General features: G+C 47.3%; 11 protein-coding genes. All 11 read right to left on the reverse strand.

Annotated features, from left to right (window positions below; translation table 11 throughout):
* Window positions 1-6: 6 nt before the first annotated feature.
* From MHI38_RS08155 to MHI38_RS08205, 11 genes are read right to left on the reverse strand one after another with little or no spacing between them, the layout of a single operon-like run.
* Entirely contained in the window at window positions 7-771 is a 765-nt protein-coding gene (locus MHI38_RS08155; RefSeq protein ID WP_341181142.1) for a thioesterase II family protein, read from the reverse strand.
* 24 nt (window positions 772-795) lie between these two features.
* Window positions 796-1,680: a hypothetical protein gene (locus MHI38_RS08160; RefSeq protein ID WP_186811628.1), complete on the reverse strand. Its 885-nt coding sequence runs from the start codon at window positions 1,678-1,680 to the stop codon at window positions 796-798.
* Window positions 1,677-1,940 carry an acyl carrier protein gene (locus tag MHI38_RS08165; RefSeq protein ID WP_090914983.1) on the reverse strand — a complete coding sequence of 88 codons (264 nt, stop codon included), beginning with the start codon at window positions 1,938-1,940 and terminating at the stop codon, window positions 1,677-1,679. The genes MHI38_RS08160 and MHI38_RS08165 overlap by 4 nt, the downstream gene beginning before the upstream one ends.
* Before the next feature lie 15 nt (window positions 1,941-1,955).
* Window positions 1,956-3,005, reverse strand: coding sequence for an HAD-IIIC family phosphatase (locus MHI38_RS08170; RefSeq protein WP_154887949.1), 1,050 nt, complete (start codon window positions 3,003-3,005; stop codon window positions 1,956-1,958).
* 18 nt (window positions 3,006-3,023) lie between these two features.
* Window positions 3,024-3,875: a 3-hydroxyacyl-CoA dehydrogenase family protein gene (locus MHI38_RS08175; protein ID WP_090914987.1), complete on the reverse strand. Its 852-nt coding sequence runs from the start codon at window positions 3,873-3,875 to the stop codon at window positions 3,024-3,026.
* Window positions 3,876-3,907: 32 nt separating this feature from the next.
* Window positions 3,908-5,230: an aspartate aminotransferase family protein gene (locus MHI38_RS08180; protein WP_341181143.1), complete on the reverse strand. Its 1,323-nt coding sequence runs from the start codon at window positions 5,228-5,230 to the stop codon at window positions 3,908-3,910.
* The gene (locus MHI38_RS08185; RefSeq protein ID WP_341181144.1) at window positions 5,227-6,207 is read right to left on the reverse strand and encodes an ACP S-malonyltransferase; all 981 of its coding nucleotides are present in this window, start codon (window positions 6,205-6,207) and stop codon (window positions 5,227-5,229) included. The genes MHI38_RS08180 and MHI38_RS08185 overlap by 4 nt, the downstream gene beginning before the upstream one ends.
* Entirely contained in the window at window positions 6,204-7,361 is a 1,158-nt protein-coding gene (locus MHI38_RS08190) for an acyl-CoA dehydrogenase family protein (protein WP_251507400.1), read from the reverse strand. Before MHI38_RS08190 ends, MHI38_RS08185 begins: the two co-directional genes overlap by 4 nt.
* Window positions 7,358-7,615: an acyl carrier protein gene (locus tag MHI38_RS08195; RefSeq protein WP_090914993.1), complete on the reverse strand. Its 258-nt coding sequence runs from the start codon at window positions 7,613-7,615 to the stop codon at window positions 7,358-7,360. Before MHI38_RS08195 ends, MHI38_RS08190 begins: the two co-directional genes overlap by 4 nt.
* Window positions 7,612-11,754 (reverse strand): beta-ketoacyl synthase N-terminal-like domain-containing protein, encoded by a 4,143-nt coding sequence (locus tag MHI38_RS08200; protein WP_341181145.1) that lies wholly within the window; start codon window positions 11,752-11,754, stop codon window positions 7,612-7,614. The genes MHI38_RS08195 and MHI38_RS08200 overlap by 4 nt, the downstream gene beginning before the upstream one ends.
* The gene (locus MHI38_RS08205; RefSeq protein ID WP_445667227.1) at window positions 11,744-25,633 is read right to left on the reverse strand and encodes an amino acid adenylation domain-containing protein; all 13,890 of its coding nucleotides are present in this window, start codon (window positions 25,631-25,633) and stop codon (window positions 11,744-11,746) included. Before MHI38_RS08205 ends, MHI38_RS08200 begins: the two co-directional genes overlap by 11 nt.
* Between the last annotated feature and the right edge of the window lie 9 nt (window positions 25,634-25,642).

The following is a 25,642-nucleotide window of genomic DNA, read 5'->3' on the forward strand; positions in this document are numbered from 1 at the left end:
CTCCTCTCATCTATCTACTATGTTCAGTCGTTCTACTTCTGGAGTCATAAAGCTTGTCAGATAATGCGCCACTGTTGAAGGGTGGTGCATGATGAACATATGTGTCCCCTCTCGAATGGTCTGAAGCTTCATCGGTACATCAAAATATCGTTCCCATTTGAGCGCTGACTGAAGGGGAACGGCATTGTCCCGTTCTCCCCACAGAAACAGCACTGGCACTGAAAGCGGCTGACATTCAAGTGTCGCTGCGGATTCCAGCATGCGAAAATCTGCCCGAATTACAGGCATGAAATACTGCAAAAGTTCTTTTTCGTGGATGAGCTCTTTAGGTAGACCGTCATAGGAAAAAAGGTGATCAATCAGATGCTCATCAGACATCTGGTCATAACGGTTCAATCCACATTCAGCAGGCGTATTGCAGGCAGATAATACAAGACGCAATGTCTTTGCTACATCTGGAAGCTCCTGTTGTAACCGCTGAGCAACATAATAAGCTGTAATTCCGCCCAAGCTGTGCCCAAACAAGGTTGCGCCAGATTTAATTATAGGCAACAGTTCGTTCGTATAAAGCTCTACAAGTTGTTGCATATGTTCCAGAGGCTCTTCCGAATTCATCCCGTGACCGGGAGGTGTAAATGCCCATATTTCCGTATCCGGAAGGTGAGATACTAAAGGATAAAAACTCCGAGAGTGTCCACCCAGATAAGGAAAACAGATCACCTGCCTGTTCCCCCTGCCCTTCTGCAGTCGTTCAAGATAAGTCTCTGCCATCACTCCATCACCACCGTTAATTGCTTATTTCGCGTCTAGAACATATGCAGGAAATGTCTGGAGCGTTGTGTCAACTTTTTTGCGTTTAAAGACGATATGAATGATAATTGCCGAGGTTACGAAAAAGAAAAATTGCATGATCTGTACTTGCGGATTGAAGTAATACAGATCGATCTGACTTCCTGTAGCAACAAGCCAGAAAGCCAAAAGGTAAAATAACAGCGTACCTCTGGTAGCATTGAAGATGTAGCTCTGAAATACGATAAACGCCATAAGCTGCACCACGTAGTATATGTATGTGGTTGAGGTGCCAAAAGATGAAATCAGATAACCCGGAAGCACCCATAGTCCAAACAGGAATCCTGTAATCAGACCACTTGTTACATTGTTTTTCAACTTGCCTTGCAAGAAGGGAAGTAAGAATCCAATCCAGCCAAATAAACCGCCGATGAGCCCCGTCTCCTTGAACAAGTTCAAAATGCCAAGCCAGATCATTTCCGGTACACTATATGTCAGATCGGGGACCGGTATGCCGAATAGCAGGGAGCCAAAATGCATCGATGAAGCAAATACGATGGAAATACCGATAATTACAGGAATCCAGAACAGATCTTTTTTTCGCGGAACCAGCTTCAAGAACATGCCTTTCAGCGCGTCTTTGCCACCCATTAAATAACATGTAATCAATCCGGCAATGGAAGGAGAGTACAGAGCAACGATAGCTAACGGATGCATCAGATGCAGTTCACCAGTGATTGGTACAATAAAATCAGGAAAGAACATGAACAAGCTGGCAATACCATAACAAGTACCGAAGGACATCGCCAGAAACAGGTACATATACTTATTGGAAGGACTGGCTGCCGGGCTAGACACTGGACGAACAGATGACTGATTGGCTGTTATCATCGTGCCACCTCCTTGGCAGCAAGCTTTCTCTCAATGAGATCATGCAAACGGTTAATGGTACTGAAATTGGCCAAGTCCAGATCATCATTTCCGATCTCAATCTGGAATCTGCGCTCTACAAAATCCACTAAACGCATCGCAAAGAGTGAGTTGACAAATCTCATTTCAAAATAGTTGTCGTTGTCGCTAATTTGAGCGTCCTCATGTTCCATGGTAAGATTGTTTCCAATAAACTCTCGAATTTCCTGACGATAATCCACTGCTCTTCCCCCTTGTTATTGATGTTGTCTTTCAGGCACACAAACTTCAATATAGTCCGGAAACTCCACAACCTGCTTCAGATCATGCGAAAAGACGATCTTTCCGTCAGGATCTGCAGACAGCTGTGTAAAACCAGCAAAACGATAGCTGATATTCATCATCCGGTTTCTCCCGGTTTCTCTGAAATCAGCAAGCATCTGCTTACCCTGTTGCCTCGCTTCACGCATAATATAAGTGAGCAATACACTTCCTGCCCCCCTTGACATGACGCGGCATGACATCAGCAACATGTTCAGTCTCCATATATCCGGCTGCTTATGAATAAGCGCGAGCCCGATCTTTCCATATGTTCCGTACTTGTCTTCAAGTTCACACACCAATAGCAAGTAATCCTGTGAAGTCATCAACTGATGTAGTTCCTCATAACTGTAAGTGATCCCTGTAGCATTCAACTGATTGGTACGAACCGTGAGTTCTTCCGCTCGCTGAAGATCATCCTCTGTCGCTTCATAGATCGTAAACTTCATACCAAGTGAAGCCAGAAACTTCTCCGAAGGACCTTCATACTGTTCTTCCGCCTGCTTTCGAAGTGTATCTGCCTGATACATCTGTCTTCTGCGGGAAGAGTCTGCTGTAATAAAGCGAGGCATCAGTCTCGGATCATTCAGCATCGTCTCATAGTGATCTGCATGAAGAACCTGAACATCCGCATGTACACTTTTCACTTCCTCCAGTTCAAAAGGCTGGTCGTCCACAAACAAGATGGCATCCATTCCGATATTGATGTTCTGCTGAATACGCTGAATGGATATGGACTTCGCATCCCAATGAATCTCGGGGTATAAAAAATACTCGGCAATGCCCAATTCGGTAAGTTTGGCCCAAGCCAGCTCTGCGTCATTTTTACTGGCAATGGAGTGCAGTATTCCGCGGCGGTCTAATTGTTCAATCACCTCCTTTATGCGCGCCCTTAGCTTCACATCTCCGGATTCAAGTAAGACTCCATCCCAGATCGTGTGATCCAGATCCCATACGACACATTTGATATCCTTCAACCTCTCCATGGTCATGCCTCCCTTTCGTTAATAGGCATAGAACCCTTGCCCCGTCTTGCGTCCCCAGTGTCCAGCATCCACCATTTTCTGCAATAGCGGACAACAGCGGAATTTGGGGTCCTGATAACTGTCGTACAGCACTTTAAGCGAATGCACAACGGTATCGAGACCGATCAGATCTGCTGTTTCCAGCGGGCCCATCTGATAACTAAACCCCTTTTTCATAATGGCATCGACCTGCTCAGCTGTAGCGATACCATCCTGCACAATAAAGGCTGCTTCATTCATTAACAAATGCGAGAGTCGGTTCGATACAAAACCCGGCAGATCCTCGATGACGACCGGATTTTTGCCGAGAGACTCCAGAAACGCTACCATCTCTTGCTCTGTCTCAGGTGTTGTATGATGCCCTTTGATCACCTCCACCATCGATTTAACCGGAACCGGATTCATCAGATGTACACCTATGGCGCGTCTTGGATCAGGTAAAAAGGAGGCCAGCTTGGTTACTGAAATACAGCTTGTATTCAACGCGTAAAGAGCATCTGGACGGGCCTTTTGACTCAAACGCGCATAAACTTCCTTTTTGGACTCTATATTTTCGGTCACATTTTCAATAATGACGTTAGCCTCTTCCACACCTTCGTCCTGTATTTGGAACGAAATTCGATCCATGATGATATCGAGCGGGACCTCACCGTATCCTTGTTTCAAGAAACAGGCTGAACGGTATTCACGACGTATGACATCAGGTGCCTGAAGGATCACGGACTCTGAATGATCCTGCAAAATGACCCGATACCCCGCTCTGGCAACATCCAGTGCTGTAGCACATCCCATAACGCCTGCGCCAATGATTGCAATGAGCTGATTATGCATACCTAACCTCACTTCCTATTGATCTGGCGGTATTAGACAAGTTCATCGTAGAGCTCTTTCATCTCCGCAATCGCCGCAGGGACACGCTCGCTGAACCAGGCCACATCTTTCATGTCCAGCATAATGTTCGGATACATGCGAGAGAGTGTCGATACAAGAATACCGTGTTCCGCGAGCTTGCCATTCAACAAAATATCAAAGGACATCAATTCAAATGTATAATCGGCCGTACTGCTAAGTTCTTCGGTGCAACAATGATAGGAAGCGCATCCCGCCGGGCCTTGAACAATAAGGGGGAGCCCCACCTTCGCCGCTTCCCTTGTGAGAATGTCATGAATCATCTCGGCGTGAAGATTCATACGATTCATGGCTTCTCCTCCATTGCGGCCCAACATTTCGAGCGTTGCTTTCACCGCGGCTGTACCTAACGGATAACCGTTAAACGTTCCCGCATGAATTACTTTTTTGTCCACCAGCAGCTTCATGATATCGGCTCGTCCAACTAGAGCAGACACGGGAACACCGCCGCCAGCAATCGCTTTGCCCAGCGTAGTCAGGTCGGGCGTAACACCAAACATCTCCTGAGCCCCGCCAAGTCCCATGCGAAACCCTGTAATGATCTCATCAAAAATAAGTACAACCTGATGATGATCACATAGTTGTCTCACCCTTTGCAGATAACCTGGAGCTGGCATGACTCCGCCTCCGTTTACACAAACCGGCTCCATGATTACTGCTGCAATGTCATCACCATGTTCAACAAACAATTCTTCCAAACGGGCAGCATCGTTCCAAGGTAGCAGATAGGATTGGGATTCCATGACATCCCTCGCCCTTCCCTGTGTTCCCTTCATGTCACCAGGATAGTCCGAAGGTACGGGCAAACCTGTTCTGGGCGTTTTACCGCCCATAATGTTATCTGAATTGCCATGATAATGACCTTCAAAACGAACAAAGCGATTTTTGCCTGTCCAGGCGCGGGCAAGGCGCAGTGCATTTTGCACAATTTCTGTACCCGACAACCCAAACCGGATCATCTCAGCTGAAGGTACATATTGGTGGATTAACTCCAATGCCTCAGCGTCCAGATCACAATGGCTTACCGACAGAACACGATCAATCGTATCCTTCAGGCATTCGTTATATTCCTCGTTACCGTGCCCTACAATAAGTGCACCAAAGCGAGCATAGAGATCCAGATACTCACGGCCGTTCATATCGGTTACCCTGCTTCGGGATGCATGGGCAAAGTGTAGCGGTGTCTCCTCCCAGGGAAGGTGGAAATTATAGTGCACACCGCCAGGAAGGTGTTGTTTCACTCGCTGGTTATACGCCATCATATTTGTAGTTATCATCGCGCTTCGCCTCCCCGGTATGTTTGAAACTCTGCCGCATACATTGCCAGGAGCTTCGACTGATCCTGCGAATCATCCAGCGAATAGGCAGTGATTGCAGTGTCGTACTCGGCAATCATATTTCTCACACTCTGGCCTGGGCCGACATCCATCCAAATGCTCGCACCCAACCGCCGAATTTGCGCTAAAGCCTGAATCCAGTGAATCGGCTGCAACAGCTGAGCTGTCAGTAACCTTGGGATATCCTCTGCTGCTTGGATGAACTCTCCGTTCACGGTGGAACATATCGCAAATGCAGGCTCGGTAAAGGAAAGCTTAGATACCATCGCTTCCATCTCAGGCTGGATAAATTGCATCAGTTCGCTATGATATGGCGCATCTGCTTTCATAGGCATCATGCGGAAGGGAATAAATTCCCCTCCAGCTTGATCCACGAGATCATCCAGCAAACGCAAACCTCCCACCTCACCTGCAACAACGAATTGGTTAGGTGAGTTATACCCCGAGATAGTCACGTAATGAACCTCTCGAATATTGGCAACGATGTTTTCGAGTTCTGCTTGACTCATATCAACGACAATTCCTGCTCTGCCCTTCTGTTCCTGTATTGCACGATGCATCAATGCCCCCCGTGAAGCCGAAAAGCGGACTGCATCTGCAAACTTTAATGCACCAGCAGCCACCAAAGCAGAAATCTCACCCAGGCTGTGACCAATCGCATAATCTGGATTAATTCCAGTCCGGCGAACGAAGGAATCAAACAACGCATAACTTGCTGTAAGTACAGCGGGCTGAGCATATTCGGATTGTGTCAGTTGCTCCAGTGAGCCGGCCAGAATCAAATCTCTGAGATCAAACCCGATAACCTCACTCGCTTCGGCAAAAATCAACCGGACTTCCGTTTCTCTCTCTAAGAGATCACTGCACATCCCGATATATTGGCTACCTTGCCCTGGAAATAATGCGCAGATCGTCATAGCCCACCGCCACGCTTGTAATAGGTTTTCAGCCCATAGTGTGAGATCATCTCCTGCTGCATCTGGGAGGAGCCTTCAATAATCTCCAGGATTTTAGCCTCCTTGTACAGTCTGGATACCGGATACTCACTGCTAATTCCATTGGCTCCATGAACCTGGAGCGCATCATTTGCCACTTCTACTGCAATTTTGGATGTAAAATATTTAGCAATCGTTGTTTCCATGACAGCCTGCGGGTCCTTGGCTTCTCTAAGCTCGGCTGCCCGCAAACATAGCGCTCTTGCTGCATGGACTTTCGTTACTGCATCACCAATCATGCCGCGGATGAGCTGGAAATGACTGAGTTTCTGGTCAAATTGCTTTCGCTTGCGTGAATAGGTCACCATGGAGTCCAAAGCCTCCTGCGCTATAGCGAGTCCTGCCCAAGCGATGCTATATCTGCCCTGATCAAGCGCGCCGCTTACGATGTACTCAAAGCCTTCGTGCATACGCCCAATCAGATGGCTTTTGGGCACACGAACTTCATGAAGATCAATTTCAGCGATTCCTGTCTCGCCACCAACCATTACACCCTCGATGGCTTGCGTCTGCACACCGTCAAACTGACGTTCAACCCAGAATGCTGTACTCCTCCCTTCTTGGGAGGCAACAATAATGAACACATCCGCTACGTCTCCAAAGGTAATCCACTTTTTCTTTCCATTAAGTACATAACAGTCCGCTTCTTCCCGCCAAGTTGTCTTTACGTTTTTGGCATCCGACCCGATCTCGGGCTCTGTCAGTCCAAACGCTCCGATCCATTCCCCACGGACCAACTTGGGTAGCCAGGACGACTTTTGATCTGGCGATCCGAAACGTACCAAAGTTTCGCTCACCAGTGAAGTATGTACCGTCAATAAGCTTCGAACCGCCGGAAGTGCTTTACCAAATACTTCCGTTAACAGTCCGTATGCTTTGGGACCAAGACCCATTCCCCCATACTCATGTGGAATAGATGCAGCTAAATACCCTCTTTCGGCCATAGCACGAATTAACGAGCGGGGGATAGACTGCTGCTCCTGAATTTGCCGGGCATAAGGACGAATCTCACGGGTAGCAAATAACTCGGCTTCATGGAGAATCTCTTGCTCCTGTTTCGAATCCAGTTCAATCATTCGACTGCCTCCCCTTGAAGAAGCGATTCATGAAGATATGAAGCGAATTCTGCAATCGTCTTGTATTCAAACAACGCAACAGGACTAATATCCACCTGCAGATGTTTACGTGTACGATTTATAATTTTGAGTGCCTGGACGGAAGAAACCCCTATTTTCAAGAAATTCGTTTCTTCATCAATCTCATCAGGTTCCTGTTTCAGTGCGGCAGCGATTTCCCCTTTAATAAACCCTTCAATCTCTTCTCTTGTCATATCAAGACCTCCGTTCCCTGATTCGCCCCTACCCAATGTACATGTGGCTCGAATGGATGCGCTGGTAAATGCACGATCTGGCCCGTTCCATCGGAATGCAACTGTTCCCAATCCAGTGAAGCACCACGCACGTAGAGCTCTCCCAGCAACAAGGCTAATTGTGTTTCCATAGTAAGCGTTGTCGCTCCAGACAAATGGATATAACTCTCTTTGCCTGTACCTCCCGCAGGTTCGACCCCTTCACAAGTAGCCAGCATTACAACAATATCTGCACTCGCCATCGGGCAGTTTGTATCCTGAATACTTCCGGATGTTATTTTGCTGCGATTCAGCGTGATTGTCGGCTTATCTGGAGCCTGGGTGGAATCCGCCTTATCGTTCAGCTTGAGCTGGGATAGCATTTGTTCTCCACCGTCAATGCCACGAACCTCCTGGATGGAAGGTACGACACGCATGAGGGATTCGAGCAGGTTCGCCCAATACTCCTGATCAGCCAGTTCCAACTTATTTCCTCCAACAACGATGTTGACACGGGCGGCTCGGCTTCTCTTTTTGAAGCCAAATTGCAAGCTTTCCTGACTCCACTCCCCGGTCTCTTTTACTGCGACAGCGGCACGATAACGGTAATGCTTTCGATACCTGTTCCGTGTGAAGCACACGTCCGTTAGTCGGAGATCCGGATGTTCTTCCAGATACTTTTTCGTACTATGAATCAGCTTCTGCAACGCCTGCTCTGACTTGGCAGAGAAGGTTAACAATTGATCCCGTTCCGTGTCCTGTCTCCAGACTGCCGGTGCATTCCACTCCTCCAGCACAATATGGGCATTCGTGCCGCCAAGACCAAATGAACTAATACCAGCTTTACGCGTTTTTCCTTGGGGTACCGTCCAATCTTTATGCTCATTAACGATATAAAAAGGAGACTGTTCCAGGCGAAGAGCTGGATTAGGGTTATTCATATGCAGACTTGGAGGAAGTTCCTTGTGCTGCATACTAAGCAAAACTTTGGCCAGACTAGCTCCACTGGATGCTGCGAATAAATGTCCTATATTGGTTTTGACCGAGCCTAGACCGATAGAGGTGCCTTCGCCGTATCCTTTCTCCTGAAACAGACGGAGTAACGCATTCACTTCAATGGGATCTCCAATTCTTGTTCCTGATCCATGCGCCTCGATATACGAGATTTCTTTTGGATTCAGATTGGCATCGTTATATGCAGCTCGTAGCACTTCATATTGCCCCTGAGGATTAGGTGCCATAATACCTAAAGAGTACCCATCGTTATTCACCGCTGTGCCACGGATCACGCCATAGATATGTTTATTCGCGCGAACTGCCTCTGTTAGCAGCTCCAGGTATACAACTACTGCACCCTCACCAATAACCGAACCATCAGCTCCCTGATCAAACACCTTGGTATGTTGTGTAGAAGAGCATATTCCCGCATTACGTGATAACTGGTGCACATGAGGTGTTGCCAAAATGCTTGCTCCGCCTACAACTGCGCCAGAGATACGTTTGTCCTGAATCGCTGCCACTGCTTGCGTCAAGGCTACGAGAAAGGAAGAACAAGCGGTATCAATGGCCAGCGCCGGGCCCGTGAAATTGTATAAGTGTGAGATCGATGCCGCTGCGATATTGGACATATTACCAACCATCGCATGAGAGTGCACCTCGAATCCCTTGCTACGATTCATGTAATCTACAACGAGATCAAAGTAGGAGCTGGGGTTAATACCAACATATACACCGACATCACGTTTTTCCTCCTGATCCACGATCATGCCTGCATCCTCGAGCGCCTCATAGGCAACCTCCAGCAATTTGCGGTGCTGCGGATCCATAAATGCAGCTTGTTCCGTCGGCATTTCAAAAAATTCGTGGTCAAAAGTATCCGGGTTCTTTAATTCTCCAATCCAATCTGTCCAATCCGGCCGTTTGGAGCGTACAGCTCGTTCCGGACTCACCTGATCCACACTGTCCAATCCTTGAACGAGATTGCTCCAGAACTCCTCTTGTGTATCTGCATCAGGAAGCCGAAGGGACAACCCTGTTATTGCAATCGCTCGGTGTACGTTCAACTGATTATCCGGGCGTATTTCATTTTCGAGTGACCTGTTCTCTTCGGGAAGTTCCTGAAGATACTCGACCATTTCCTGTACCGTTCTGCCAAAGACGAGTACTTCCTGTCCCAGTTCACGTCCCATGTGTGCAGACAGCTTGTCAAGCAATTGGTAGGCAAGAATGGAATTTCCCCCTAGTGCCAGAAACGAAATATCCGTCGCTACTTTCCCCACAGGTAACTGTAGAACCTCAGCCCAAGCCCCACGCACAGTCTGCTCCAAGGTTAACGGATGAACGCTCTCCGCAATGGACTGTGATTGGTTTTGAAGAAGCCTAGCTTCAATGGCCTCGATATCCTTGTTAAATGCACCGCCCTCATACTCGTTTCTCAGCATAAAACGCTGAACTTTGCCGCTAGTCGTTTTCGGAATAACCTTAATTGGAAGAACATGAGTAATCTCTATTCCTAGACCAGCCCTCATCCGATCTATTAAGTCCTGCCTTATTTCCAGAAACTGCGGAGTGTTCGATTTATATTTTACAAATACAAGCAGTTCTTCAGTTTGGGAAATGTTATTGAAATGTCCCACAACCGTCAGATTGCCTCTTGGAATACTGCCATTTTGATATAAAATTTCTTCCAAATCATGTGCGTAATGATTTTGACCACGGATGAAAACGATATCCTTGATTCGTCCACTTACAACAAGGGAACCTTCCGCCATAAAACCGAGATCCCCCGTCTTCAGCCATCCGTCCACGAATAGCTCTCGATTGACTTCTGGCAGATTGTAATATCCGGAGGTTACGGATTCCCCGCGAATCTGGATTTCACCCACCGTGCGCTCATCGACAACTTCTCCGTACTCATCGGCTATTCGAATCTGGATTCCCGTCATGGGATAACCTTCATGCACAAACTCAATCAGATCTGCCGGGTCATGAACAGCGGCATCCACCGGAATCGCTTTTCCTTGTTGCACAAGCGCTTTACGTGATATTTGTTCGATGCGCGGCTCCTCTTTCAACCTCCAGGTACACACACCCACAGTTGCCTCAGCCATGCCGTAAGCAGGAAACATCATATCCGTGCGGTAACCACAGGAACTGAATTTTTGAGCAAATCGTTCAATAACTTTGGTCGATATGGGCTCGGCACCGTTTAGGGCCATGCGCAGCGAAGACAAATCAAGCGAAGCCAGTTTGGAATCCGGGATCTTTTGAACCATCCATTCAAAACCAAAGTTTGTGCAGCAGAACCACTTCCCTTGATGTTCCGTAATTTTGCGTAGGAACAAGTAAGGGGATCGTACAAAGGTATACGGAGACATAACCATTAAATTAGCAGCGCTTAGTACAGTCGTTAGGTGTTGCCCGAACATTCCCATGTCATGCGTATGAGGCAGCCAAGTAAACACGTTATCTCCTTCTTCAGCACCAAGGAAGGTCTTGCATGCAATACTGTTCGCAATAATATTCCGATTCGTTAACTGTACTCCCTTAGGGATACCTGTACTTCCTGACGAAAACTGTAGAAATACGACCTCTTCAGGAGCAGTCAGACTTATTTCAGCAAGTGTATAACTTGTCTGAAGCTTGCTGACGCTAATGCAGTTCAATCCCTCAAAAATTGGACTCTCAGTAAGCTGTTCGTATTTTGGCAAAAATGCTTCTTCTACGACTACCACAGGTTTCCCGAGGATTCCCCATATTTTCGTGAATTTCTCCAGACCAGCTGAACCCGGCTCCCAGGAGGCAGGAGGACTGACCGGGGCGACAATAATGCCGCCCAGAATACAAGCCCAAAATGTACGATAAAACTGCTGTGAATGATCAATCTCCAATATAACGACTTGTCCCTTAGTTAACCCGCTCTCAAGCAGGCCTTGGAGATACAGACGTCCTTGCTTCAGCAGCTCAGGATACGATTCAAACTGTTCTTCGCCGGATGAACTGATATAAGTGATTCCCTTATCCGGATGTTTGTCAGCGATATACATAAGAAGTTCAGCAACTGTTGCATAATGCTCCGGCACAATCAACTCCGGCCCTCGTTGTATGGACTTACTGGACATGTTGCACCTCCGCTGCCTCATTATGAACTTTCACTTTTACATTCACGTAACTGCCGAGTTGCTCCTCAATCTGCTGTTTCAAGCGCTCCGTATCCAGACCTGTATGACACCCCAGGTGCACGTACACAGAATTTTCATCGTATCGAATGACCCATTCCATGTATGCGAGGCTCGGATTAGACCCGGAGTCATCGATCTGTTCGAACTCTGGGATGGTCTCCTCGCTGGAGATAAAGCCCTGGAAGTTGAACAAAATAAGTTTCCTTGGCTCCTGACCCGTCTGTCTGTAGGCTGTAGCCAATTGTCTTTGAATTTTGGAATACGGAGACGTCATGACCGATTCATCTGTCAGCGCCATAAAGTTAATGCTGTGTCGTTTCGTGAAGTCCAAGCGTTCCACCAAATCTTCCTGAGCAAAATCAGCATGCACAAGAATCGGAATCAGATCGAGGAATTCACCTACGTGATCATAATACGTTTCTTGTCCATACTCTCGGCCATAATGCACAAGCGCAACAGGCAACTCTTTCGCATTCAGATAAGAAGCGATAATGCCAGCAAAGGATTTAAAATAGTTCCACCAGGACTCATTAAGATCTTGGTCTGTAATATCTGTACGCGGTATTTCAACCGTCATCGCTGAAGGCGCTGACTCGCCTGTGGTGATTAACAGTTGATTCATAACGCTACTATTGCAATGTTGCCAAGCCTGAATGGAATACCGCTCCTCGAGTTCATGCTCAGTGATGTTAACAGGCCCTCGAGACAGCATGTTTACATAATCCTCATATTTGCGTATCTCCAATGAACCTTCTGCAGCGATCATTCCAGATTGCTGATTACGGGCAATTGCCGACTCAAGTTGCTGCTTAATGATCTCGGCGCTCATGCCATCAAAGGCAAGGTGATCGAAACTCCAAATCAGTTTGTGCTTACTAGCTCCTGTTCGCAGAATACACAGACGCCATGGCAATCCATCGAGTGTATGCGACTTGTGTAATAGCGACTGAATTAGTTTGTGCTCCATTTTTTCCAGCGTAGCAAGAGCGTAGTGACGAACATCAAGATATGGAATGAGTTGTTGCAACATATCTGCTGCTTCGGACAAATCACACTGATGCCACTGTAACGTGTCTTCCTCATATATAATGCTGTGTAGCAACTGATGACGGGCAATCACCCCGAGAATCAGTCTTTTCACAGTAAATTCATTTAAATTACCCTCCAATATGGTTGTAAAACCGCTTGCTCGTGCAGTTGTAGAAGCATGTGCTCTTTGAATTGGAGATAGTGGGAAGCGACCAATAACAGGTGTTCCCGCCATGAAACTTGAAACCTGATTACAATTATTCAAGACATGTGATACCAGGCTGTCTAATTGTTTCTCATGAAGTGTAATGTCTTGGGGAATTTCGATAGGGGACTGAATTTGCAGGCTTTCTTCGAATAAACTGGGTGGAGAATTCAGCATTTCCAGCGAATTCGCTAACGCTCTAACTGTAGGATATTGGAATAATTCGCTCACACTGATGGCAATTCCTTCTTTTGACAAAATTTGCGTGAGTGCGATACCTTTAAGCGAATGTCCACCATTTTGGAAGAAATGATCGGTTACGCCAAAGTTCGGATTACTCAGCACCTTTCTCATGGCTGCAAGGATTTTTTGCTCTATCTCCGTCAGGACAGAATCAGTCGCTCTAGGAACGCACTGCGCTTCTGCCAGATCGGCTAAAACCTTCCGATCCACCTTGCCGTTAGCATTAATAGGCAGATGATCCATTCGCCAGATCTGTGCAGGTACCATGTATTCAGGCAGTCGCTTGTGCAACTCTGCTCGAACATCATCAACCGTTCGTGAGATGTTGGATTCACATGTATAAAATGCAGTGACATATAAACTTCCAGATTCATCTGTAGCTGTCATCACAAAAGCATCCCTGACTCCCGGAAGTTGCTCCAGACAATTGTGGATCTCTGATAACTCAATTCGGAACCCCCTGATTTTCACTTGAAAATCAGATCGTTCAATAAAGATCAAATGGCCATCATGTAGACGCTTGACGATATCTCCTGTCCGGTACATCCGTTCGCCTTTGCGGAAAGGATCAGCTATAAAATGTTTTAAGGTCAGCTCTTCCCGGTTCAAATATCCAATACCTACCGCATCCCCGCTAATATATAACTCGCCTGGCACATTGGCAGGAACAGGATTCATATCCTCGTCCAGAACATATAGAGCTGTATTGGACAATGGATAACCTATAGGCAGAGAGTCGGTATACGGCTCTGTTTGCTCCAGTAAATAATAGGAGGCAAAGAAGGTCGCTTCCGTTGGTCCGTATCCATTTAACAGTACGCCTGGTCCGACACATGCCATTGCTTTATTTGCGTGGCTCACGGATGCCGCTTCGCCCCCAAACATCACTCTGCGAACCTGTTTCAGGCATGCTGCATCCCAATCCACCAGCATATTAAACAACGAGGTTGTAATGAAAAATACAGATATTTGCTGCTGACGAATGACTTCCGCCAGACGAGCCATATCGAGAATGATCTCTTTTGGAATAAGTACCAGAGTAGCCCCATTAATTAAGGAAGCAAAAATATCAAAGATCGAACCGTCAAACGCATAATTGGAAACTTGTAATACCCGATCCCCAGGCACTACTGTCACAAAATTGCTTTGCTTCATCACTTTAATGACATTGCGGTGACTCATGACCGTGCCTTTTGGCGTTCCGGTCGAGCCTGACGTATAGATGATATATGCCGGATCGACTGCAACAGTCTTTATCTGCTGGACTATAGGCTCTACAGACTCTCCTGAAACAAACGATTCCAGTTCTGCGGACGGGATCATGACACGTGGAACCGCTGATTTCCATGCCGAGGCATACGATTCTTCGCTCAAAAGTATAGACGCATTGCAATCTTGTAAAATGAACTCAATGCGAGCCGGCGGTGATGCCGGATCAATTGGTACATATTGACAACCTATTGTTAGTGTAGCAAGGATACTGATCATCTGGATCGGTCCGCGGTCCAGGATCAAAGCAATACTTGAGCCTGATGCCACGTCTTGTCCGAGTATTCGAGATGCAAGCTTCTGAACCTGTGCGTACACATCAGCATAACTCAACTCCTCGTTACCCCACACCAAGGCTGTCTTCTGTGGATGTAATTGAACTTGTTCCTCAAATAGTTCGGGAATTGTTGCTTCCCGCGGATAGTCCATGTGGTTGTCGTTGACACCGAACAACAGCCATTCATCCTCTTCAGGCACAGTAAGCTTGATCTGACGAACCCGCTCTACCTCTCCTGTGACCATCTGAGTTAAGATATACCGGAACTTGTCCATCATCATTTCCATGGATCGTGCATGGAACAATTCAGAACGATATTCCAGTTCAAGCGTATACTGTTGGTGGTGTTCAACGACCGTCCAGGTCTGATCAAACTTGGCATGCACCTTTCCATCCATCCAGGACTCAACTTGTAATGTCCCTGCTTCAAGCTCATCCGTACCCATATTAATGTAATTAAGAACAATATCGAAAAGTGGATTACGGCTCCCATCACCCATCAGATCAAGCTTCTCAACCAACGCTTCATATGGATATTGCTGATGTTCATAACAGGTTAACAGCTTGCTACGAACTTCGTTCAGATAAAGCTCAACAGGCTGATCCTTGTCTAACATAGTACGAATGGCGAGCATGTTTACAAACATTCCCATGACGTTATTCAGTTCTGGCTTCTCTCTTCCGGCTACAGCTGTGCCAACGACCAGATCATGCTGTCCCGTGTATTTGGAGATCAACACATTTAAAGCCGCCATGAATAACATGTAGGGAGTCAATCCCTGTTTTGCACAAAAATCATTAATCTGTTCACTTAACTGTTCTCCAAACTCACTGCTAATTCGGCCGCCCTGGTTAGAAAGTTCTCCACGTCTCGGGTAATCTGTAAGCAATTCGACAGACGCAGGCACATCCTTGAATTCTTCAAGCCAAAACGCCTCATCTTCGGCAGCATGCCCGTCTGATGTAGATTGATCAATCCATTCAGCATAGTCCTTGTACTGAATCGATAATGGTTCTAAAGATTCCCCACTATATAACCGGGCAAATTCTTGCATAAGAATCGCGATGGAACTCTGATCAGAGATAATATGATGCATATCTATGAACAGAATATGTTCGTCATCGGACAGGCGGGCAAGTTTTACACGAACCAGTGGTGCCTGGGTCAGATCAAATGGTTGCAGCCATTGCATAAACTGCTGCTCCGGCTCTTCTTTTTCAAGTTCCAGCAACTCCACTACACTTGAAACCTTATCCTCAATGACCTGGTATAGTTCACCTTCAAGCATTTCAAAGCGCGTACGGAACGCCTCATGCCGCTGTACGAGAGCATCCATCACCGCTGTAAATTGTGCCGTATCGAGCGCTCCCTTCAACCGGTACGAACTTGCAAGATTGTAGGCTGTGCTCTCGCCTTGCATCCATTCATGTACCACGAACATTCTTCGTTGCGCAGAAGTCGTCTTGTATCGGTCTTTGTATGCTGCTGGGAAAATGCTGTCTCCTGATCCCGAATAATCCAACCCATTGTCTTGTTGCTGATCAATCCATGCCACCATACGGGCAAGGACAGAATGATCGAACACATCCTCTAGTCCCATAGCAACTCCGAATGTTTCCTTGACTCGGGATGCCAGAGTGATAGCTTTGAGAGAATGTCCACCAAGCTGGAAGAAATCATCCTCGGAGTTCACTGATTCACAACCAAGCAACTCTTGCCAGAGCTGAGCAGTGGTGTCATATACTTCATCCACATTCAAACGGACTCTACTCTTACCCGTGTTCGCCTGTTCTGGTAATGAAGTCAGAGAAGCCGCAGTTTGAGGCACACCCGTAAGCAGGTACAGCGGAACATCATGCTTATGAACGATTGGATCGAACGAATAAGTCGGGAGAGATATCTTTTGCCCAGAGCTATGTCCGTTAATATGTGCCCAATTCAGTTCGATGCCTCTGCACCAGCAATATCCCAGTGTTTTCATGAAATAGATATCGGCTTCAAGCGAGCTGGAACGATCTCCGGTAAGAGAGATAACCTGCGCATCCTTCAATATATCGTTGTCTACAAGCTCTCCGTTCTGTAGCGGACAGGCTGATACCCAAAGTATCTTTTCCGCAGACAGTAAAGAATTCTTTGATGTGTCGATCGTACTCATTGCCTCAGAGAAGGCACCCTCTTGTATCTGCGAATCTTCACGGCTATATAAGAGACGCACTGCATGAGCCAACTCAAGCGTATTGCTAATGACCTGTCCGACCAGTTCACCGACACCTTCTCCACACATTCCATCCGGTTTAACCCCTGACTCAATCAACGTTGCAAACAGAGCGTACTGCACCACAAAGCAATACATAAATTTCAGGTCTGAATCCCGAATTGGCCTGCCTATACTTTGACGAAGTGCATACTGTTCCTTGGATTCAAAAAAGCTCAGTACTTCTTCAAAGTGTTGCTTGAATCGTTCAGACACTAGACTGCGATACCTGGAAGCATAAAGTTCCCGAATCACGTGTGGTTCCCATAAAACATCCCCACGGATGTAGAACATTACTTTAGGCTTATCCCCCTGGTTCACACTCGCTTGTGCTTCATGTTCCTCCACCTGATCTTGCGAAGGGACGTAGCCATCCACAACGACAAGAGCTTTACGATAGTTAAATCGACTTCTTCCCTCTTGCAATGTCCAAGCAGCGCTCGGCATCTGTTCCGGCATTTTTTCGAGTGCTTGTAAAACCGAATGATACGTTCGATCCAGAGCGGATTCGCTCTTGGCCGAGAACGGGAGTAAGTGTACAGGCTGATACACACTTTGACTCTCTCGTACGGGCGGTTGCTCCAAAATCACGTGAGCATTCGTGCCGCCGATCCCGAAGGAACTTACCGCTGCGCGCAGAACCTGCTGCTGATCTTTGAAATGTTGCGGCTCCTGATTAATGTAGAAAGGACTGCGTTCCAGTTCCAGCATAGGATTGCTTCTTTCCATATAAATCTGCGGCGGAACTGTTCGGTGATGCAACGTTAGAACGGTTTTGATAAATCCGGCAACACCAGCTGCAGCGTCCAGATGACCGATGTTTGCTTTGACCGAACCGAGGGCGCAATAATTACGTTTATCCGTTCCCCAGGACTGTCTAAGTGCTTCGATCTCGATGGGATCACCGAGCTTGGTGCCTGTCCCATGTGCCTCCACATAATTGATTTCCTGTGGAGACACTCCCGAGCGGTCAAGTGCGGTTTGAATGACCTTCACCTGTCCGGTAACACTTGGCGCAGTATATCCGATTTTATCCAATCCATCATTGTTAATCGCTGAGCCTTTGATCACCGCAAAGACCTGATCCCCATCGCGCAAAGCATCATGAAGCGGCTTCAGCACAACCATGCCGCACCCGTTCCCCGAAACGGTACCTGATGCCTGTTCGTCAAATGCTCGGCAATACCCATCTTTGGAATAGATCATGCCTTCATGCCAGCGATACCCTTCTTTGAGCGGATAAGAGATAGACACTCCCCCTGCGAGAGCCACGTCACATTCTCCCCGGATCAGTGATTCTGCTGCCTGATGAATCGCGACGAGCGAGGTCGAGCATGCCGTCTGCACAGCCATACTTGGCCCTCTTAGATTCAGCTTGTGAGATATACGTGTCGTAATATAATCCTTCTCATTCAGCGTCATCGCTTCAAAAGCTTGCAGTAGATCACCTGAACGACCCAGGAATTGAACCATCCATGGTAAACTCAATCCGCTTCCGGCAAATAAACCGATGGAACCTGAGTACCGGTATGGATCACAGCCCGCATGTTCAAGCGCTTCCCAGGAACACTGATGAAGCAGTCTAATCTGCGGGTCCATCATTTCGGACTCCTGATACGGGTATTCGAAAAATCCGGAATCAAAAAACTCGGTATCTTGCAAAACGCCTTTGGCTCGAACATATTCAGGATGTTTATACTCTTCAGGCCGCACCCCTGCTGCTGCCAATTCTTCTTCAGTCAGTCGGGTAATGCCGTCCTTACCTGCCATCAGATTATCCCAGAACTCCTCGATATTTTTTGATCCTGGAAAACGACCGGCCATACCTATAACAGCGATATCCGATGGGGAAGTGCTTCTGTTCCTGCTGTTCACATCCGCATCTGTTTTGATGTTTATCACTCTTTCTTGCATCATTGAAGGATCAGGTTTGACCGCAGTGCTGGTACTCGCGATGGATTCCCCGGATACATGTTCTTGCTCATGTTTATTCTGAACAGGGACATCCACCGAAGTTAACATCTGTTCAGACATCAGATGATCAACGAGCGAAGTAATGGAAGAGTGTTCAAACAACTGCACAAGCGGAATATTTTTCCCAAGATAAGCGTTTAACCGGTTATTAATCAAGATCAGACCTAGCGAGTTACCGCCAATATCAAAAAAGTGCTCTTGTACTCCGACATGATCCCGGTTCAACATCTCTTTCCATGTTTCAACCAGCATCTGTTCCAGCTCTTTGCGAGCCTGTTCTCTTCCCACTGGAGAAGAAGAACCAGCCATTAAAGATGGAGCTGGCTTCTCATTAGCTTCGATCGCCTCAATCGCTCCAAAGTCAGTCCATTGAAGGGCATTCCGATTCAATTTGCCATTCGGCAGAACTGGCAGCTTGTCTAGACGAATGATGCGTGAAGGCATCATATACTGTGGCAACCTCTGTTTCAGCCAAGACCTGAGCAAAGTGTCCTGCTCTTCCATATTCGATACACTTATGTCCGGCTTCAAGCTGTAGTAGAGCACCAGTTGCGACTGCTCAGGCTGGTTTCCTTCGACCTTCACGACGGCTTCTCTCAAACGTTCATAGCTCATAGCCATTTGCTCGATCTCGTTTAATTCGATCCTGTATCCTCTGATCTTCACTTGCTGATCCAAACGTCCTGCTAGTTCGACCTCCCCGTCCTGCAACACACGAGCCAAGTCACCTGTCCGGTACATACGTCCACCCAGAACCTTTGCATTGTCAATGAACTTGGCAGTCGTTTCGGTCAGATTATTCAGGTAACCTCTGGACACCCCACGGCCTGCAATGCAGAGTTCCCCATAATTTCCGGGAGGCAATAATTCACCCTCTTCATCCACGATATAAAGCTCCGTATTAGCAATAGGTTTGCCAATCGTGATGAGTCCAGATTGTTGCAACTCTTTGGTCGTTGACCAAATCGTCGTTTCGGTAGGGCCATACATATTAAAGACACGGGCAGACGAATATTTTTTAATATCAATCAGAAGTCCTGCCGGAACACTTTCTCCTCCGGTAAGAACACACCGAAGATGAGAAAGTACCTTCGCAAATTCCGAATTTTCAACAAACGCTTTAATCCGGGATACCGTGCTGAGAATATGCGTTACGCCATGCTGCCTTATCTGGCGCGCGGCAAGAACGGGATCAAGCTGTTCCTGCTCGTCTGCCAAATATAGAGAATGCCCTGTACACAATGGTGCCCACACTTCAAATCCGAAAATATCAAAAGATACCGTTGTTACACTAATCATTCGATCTGTTTCATATTCAAAAATGTTTCGATGCCTGATGTCTTCCACAAAATTGACCATCGCATCGTGAGCAATCATTACCCCTTTAGGCCTTCCGGTGGATCCAGAGGTGAAGATGACACAAGACAAGTCAGAAGATAGAACGTCCACATTCGGATTAATAGTTGAACGTTCGTCAGCAAAATCAGGCTCATAAACGATGCGTTCGCCTTCAAAAGCCACGACATTGGCCTCATTAGCAGTGCACAGTAGCAACTTCATCTTGCTATCTTGCATCATGTCCAGAATACGCTGCGGTGGAAATGCTGGATCTATAGGCAGGTAAGCTGCACCCGCTTTGAGTACTGCGATCAACATAATAATGAGAGTTTCATCCCGGCCAGTTAATATGCCTACGGGTTCATCTCTGCGTACCCCTCGATTGATCAGCTTCCAAGCCAACGCATTCGCTCGCTCATTAAGCTCAAGGTAGGTAAGTTCCTTGCCTGAAGAAACAATAAGTGCAGTCTGGTCTGGTGTACGCTCTGCCTGTAGTTCAAACAAACGATGCAAGCTCAGGGTATGATCATAATGTAAAATGGGGCCTGCCAACCGATGAACCTCAGCTCCCGAAGCACGCTGGACTCGTTCATACAGCTTACCTAGAGGTGCGTCCGGTTGTTGCACAACCTGCTCACATAGTTCAATGAATTCCTGAATCATATGTTCAACCGTTTCACCTCGGAACAGGTCTAACGCATATTCAATGTACCCTTCAATGACTTGCTGCTCCCTGTTCTCCTGACATGTTAACAACAGGTCATAAGTTGAGACTCCGGTCTCCACAGGAATAGAACTGAATTGAAGTCCATGAAGTTCAAGATCATGCAGTTCCATGTTCTGATAATCAAAACACACATCAAAGATGGCATTACGGTTCAGTTCCCGCTTAAGTCCAAGCTGCGTTACAAGCTCATTAAATGGATACTCCTGATGTGCAAAAGCATCGAGTGTATGCTGTTTCAGCTCTTGTAAAAAAGCGGTATAGGTCCGATCTGATGCTGGATAATTCCGCATGGCAATCATATTCACAAACATTCCGACTGTTTCTTTCCATTCTTCCTGTAACCTACCCGCTACGGGGGTCCCGACTACGATGTCCTGCTGACCTGTTCGACTCGCTAACAGAAGATTCCATACACTCAACATCACCATATACATGGAAACTTCCGTGGATGAAGCCAGCTTGTGCAATCGCTCCGTTAACGAGTGGCTCAACGTGAAATGAACTCGTTCACCTTTCATCTCTCGCTGTAATGGACGATCATGATCAAGTGGAAGCTGCAGTACAGGCGGTGTTGGACTCAACCGTTCCAGCCAGTATGTTTGATGCGGCTGATATGCCTGAGAAGTAAGACGCTCCTGGTGCCAGACCGCATAATCTTTGTAATGTAACCGGACAGTGCGTTCCTCCCCAAAGTACAGTGCATTGAAGTCGCGTGTAATCAACTCAACGGAAGTACCGTCCGCAATAATATGATGGATATCAAAGAACAACAGATGCTTGCGCGCTCCTGTTCTAATCAGGTTCACTCGCATGAGTGGAGCCTGATGAAGCTCAAAAGGACGAATCAGCGTCTGAATCAAAGCAGAAGTCTCTTGTTCATCGGCTAAATACTGCTCGGTAAAGCTGAAATCTAAAGGAACGGATGCATGAACCATCTGCACCACCTGATCTCCGCGTATTGCAAACGTCGTTCGAAGCGCTTCATGACATTGCACCAGCTTTTCCAGTGCAGCCTCTACTCTGGCATGATCCAAATCTCCTTCGATCAGGGTAGCCGACGGCAAATTATACGCCGTGCTATTTGGATCCAGCATGGATTGAGTGAACATACGCATCTGCGCAGATGAGATTGGATAGGCATCCATTATCGGCGCAGCCTCAATCATGTTCTGCTTCTGTACTTGCGGCTCAACCATTGCAAAGAGATGTTCCGCCAGTTGGGCTGGTGTAGCATGGTTAAACACATCCGCAACCTCTGCCTGAATCCCGATGGAAGACCGAATCGATGCGGACAAACTGACTGCTTTGAGCGAGTCTCCACCAACGGCGAAGAAATTAACATGCTCTTCCAGGTCATTTATGCCAAAAATCGTTTCATACGCCTCCAGAACAACCCGTTTCATGGCCTCCAGACTACCTGCATAACCTCCCGCAACGGAAAGGGACGTGTTGCTATATTGTTCACTCGACTGAGGTGTATGTCGACTACTGCTTGTTCCTTCCAACGTCGAACCACCAATAAGCGACTGGCCAATTGGATAATGCTGCTTATCAAAATGATAGGTTGGCAAGGAGCATTTGCGGCGCACGTTCTGTCCCTTGAGTACTTTCCAGTCCGGCTGAAGGCCCTCGCACCATAACTCGGCGATTCTGCGGTTTGTATATAGCACGTCCGGTTCTGTTTCTCTAACGTGACGCAACATATTCAATACGGTTTGTGTTTCCTTGGACTTAATGTGCTGTCTCACAAACGAGCTTAATGTCCGTCCTGCCCCAACCTCAATGAATACAGCTTGTTCTTCCTTTAACATTTCAGCCAAGTTTGCTTCAAACAACACCGGCTCTAAAATATGCCTTGCCCAGTAGTCTGGACTTACGATCTCATCCGGCAAAGCCCATGTTCCGCTCGTATTCGAAAGCAATGGAATCCGCGGGCTGTGTAGCGAATAAGTCGACAGACTGTGTTTGAACTCCATCGCTGCATCCTTCATCATTGGCGTATGGAAGGCATGAGAGGTTTTTACACGAACGCATTTCCAGCCGAGTCTTCCGGCCTTATCTTCCATTCGGTCAATCGCCTCTGCCGTCCCGCCAATGACACTGGAACCTGTTGTGTTGACTAGAGCCAGCCACGTACCTTCTTCCAATTGGGATTTTACCAACGGAGAGTCCTCCATGATGACGAGCATGACACCTGGCTGTTGTTGCTGCATCAAACGTCCCCGTAGCCTTACGATCTGTACAGCATCTGCAAGATCAAATACACCTGCAACCACAGCTGCTGTCAGTTCTCCGATGCTATGTCCGATCATGCCATCTGGCCTGATGCCCAGATCAATCAAGGATTGAGCCATGGCATAACTGGTCATGAATAGCGCAAATTGGCTGTACTCCGTCTGGTTAATTCGCTCTGGATGCTGATTACCGTATACAACAGACAGAATCTCTTCTCGCTCTTCTTCAGGAAGCAGATCCACAATCTGCTGTACATGCTTCTTGAACAGTGGTGCAATGCCTGACTGTTCTGTCGATTTGTACAATGCTGCACCCATGCCCTGATACTGACTGCCCTGCCCAGGGAACATAAAATAAACCGGGCGCCGATCTTGCGGCGAATGAACCATTTTTGCCTTCTCCAGCTGACGCATGAATTGCTCGGGATCATCTTTCCAGCTTTTATCCAGAACCAGTGCCTTACGATAAGCAAAATCCGTTCGACCGGTCTGCAATGTCCACGCTGCATCCGAAATGGATAGCTCTGGATGCTGCACGAGATGCTCCATAATTTGTTCAGCAGTGCGGCTCAGCGAGTACTCTGTTTTGGCTGAAAAAAGCAATACATTGACATCATCATCCGGACTGCACTTGTCCATCTTTGGAGCCTCCTCCAACACCATGTGAGCATTCGTGCCTCCTACACCAAATGAATTAATCCCTGCACGCAGAACACCAGCTTCACCTGGTTTCCAGTCCACCCCCTGCGAGTTGACCTTGAAGGGCGTGTTTGCAAAATCAATCTTCGGATTCGGTTGTTCATAATTCGCGGTACCCGGGATATATCCTTGATCAAGACTAAGTGCAACCTTAATCAAACCAACAACGCCAGCCGCTGTATCCATATGTCCCACGTTGCCTTTTACTGAGCCAAGATAACAGAACTGCTTTTTCTCGGAGGCAAAAGCACGTGTCAACGATTCAACTTCAATCGGATCACCCAGAAGTGTGCCTGTGCCATGCGCCTCAATGTAACTAACCGTTTCGGGATCAACTCCGGCTGCCTGATACGCATCCTGAATGACCTCTGCCTGACCGCTTACACTTGGTGCAAGGAAGCTAAGCTTCTCCTGACCGTCATTATTAATGGCTGAACCTTTAATGACACCGTAAATATGATCTGTATCTCGCAATGCATCACTTAACCGCTTCAACACCACGATCCCCATCCCATTCGAGAACACCGTGCCGCTTGCAGCTGCATCAAATGGACGGCAATGGCCATCCGAGGCAAACATCATGCCATCTTCGTACACGTAGCCACCTTCATTCGGCAGCTCTACTGTAATTCCACCAGCCACAGCGACATCACATTCTCCAACGATTAAAGACTGGCATGCCAGATGTGGAGTGACCAAAGACGTTGAACATCCCGTAAGAGCTGTATAAGCAGGACCTCTAAGGTTCAACTTGTAGGCCATGCGAGTAGCCAAAAAATGATTGGTACTGAGTGTAAATGCTTCATATTTGCTGCTGTATCCCGCATCCCCGAACAGCACTTGTCGATACCACTCAAAGTCATCCGATCCACCGAGGAAAACGCCGACTTTTCCTGCTTCATCAGGTCTGCACCCAGCATCCTCAAATGCTTCCCATATTCCCTGATACATTAGTCTGAACTGAGGGGACATCATTTTAACTTCGCCAGGTGTATAGTCGAAAAAGCCAGCATCAAACTCCTCAATCCCGTTGACTCGCCCTTTGGCTTTGACATAACGAGGAGAACGCAGCAATGCCTCGTCTACACCGAGTGTCCTCAGTTCCTCATCACTGTAAAAATGAATGCTCTCCTCTTGTGCCATCAGATTACGCCAGAATTCATGAATATCCTCTGCTCCGGGTACATTCACGGACATCCCTACAATGGCAATATCATCACGCAGAATACCCGCTTTCCGTACAAAACGTTCTTCTCGCAACATCGGTATCCGTGCTGTCTCCTGTTTCTGTCCCAATGCTGCAAACTGCCGCAGTGTAGGACGCTCAAAAAAGCGGGGCACTGGGAAATCCACATCAGTACGATGCTTTAAACGATTATGAGCCTGAATAACGGAAAATGAATTGCCACCAAGTTCAAAGAAATGATCATCTCTCCCGACTTTCTCGACACCGAGCACTTCTGCCCATACCGCTGCAATCTGCCGCTCTAATTCCGTGGCTGGAGCAACGTAAGCCGTGCTTGAAGTGTGAATATGCGTGGTATCTGCAATTAGTGCATTGCGGTCAATTTTCCCGCT

The organism is Paenibacillus sp. FSL K6-1558, from assembly GCF_038002565.1.
Lineage (GTDB): Bacteria > Bacillota > Bacilli > Paenibacillales > Paenibacillaceae > Paenibacillus > Paenibacillus polysaccharolyticus.

Excerpts from the sequence above, each read along its gene's own strand:
- MHI38_RS08195 (WP_090914993.1), bottom strand. The coding sequence starts at position 7,615 with ATGACAAGAGAAGAGATTGAAGGGTTTATTAAAGGGGAAATCGCTGCC.
- MHI38_RS08160 (WP_186811628.1), bottom strand. The coding sequence starts at position 1,680 with ATGATAACAGCCAATCAGTCATCTGTTCGTCCAGTGTCTAGCCCGGCA.
- MHI38_RS08190 (WP_251507400.1), bottom strand. The coding sequence starts at position 7,361 with ATGATTGAACTGGATTCGAAACAGGAGCAAGAGATTCTCCATGAAGCC.
- MHI38_RS08180 (WP_341181143.1), bottom strand. The coding sequence starts at position 5,230 with ATGATAACTACAAATATGATGGCGTATAACCAGCGAGTGAAACAACAC.
- MHI38_RS08200 (WP_341181145.1), bottom strand. The coding sequence starts at position 11,754 with ATGTCCAGTAAGTCCATACAACGAGGGCCGGAGTTGATTGTGCCGGAG.
- MHI38_RS08155 (WP_341181142.1), bottom strand. The coding sequence starts at position 771 with ATGGCAGAGACTTATCTTGAACGACTGCAGAAGGGCAGGGGGAACAGG.
- MHI38_RS08170 (WP_154887949.1), bottom strand. The coding sequence starts at position 3,005 with ATGGAGAGGTTGAAGGATATCAAATGTGTCGTATGGGATCTGGATCAC.
- MHI38_RS08175 (WP_090914987.1), bottom strand. The coding sequence starts at position 3,875 with ATGCATAATCAGCTCATTGCAATCATTGGCGCAGGCGTTATGGGATGT.
- MHI38_RS08185 (WP_341181144.1), bottom strand. The coding sequence starts at position 6,207 with ATGACGATCTGCGCATTATTTCCAGGGCAAGGTAGCCAATATATCGGG.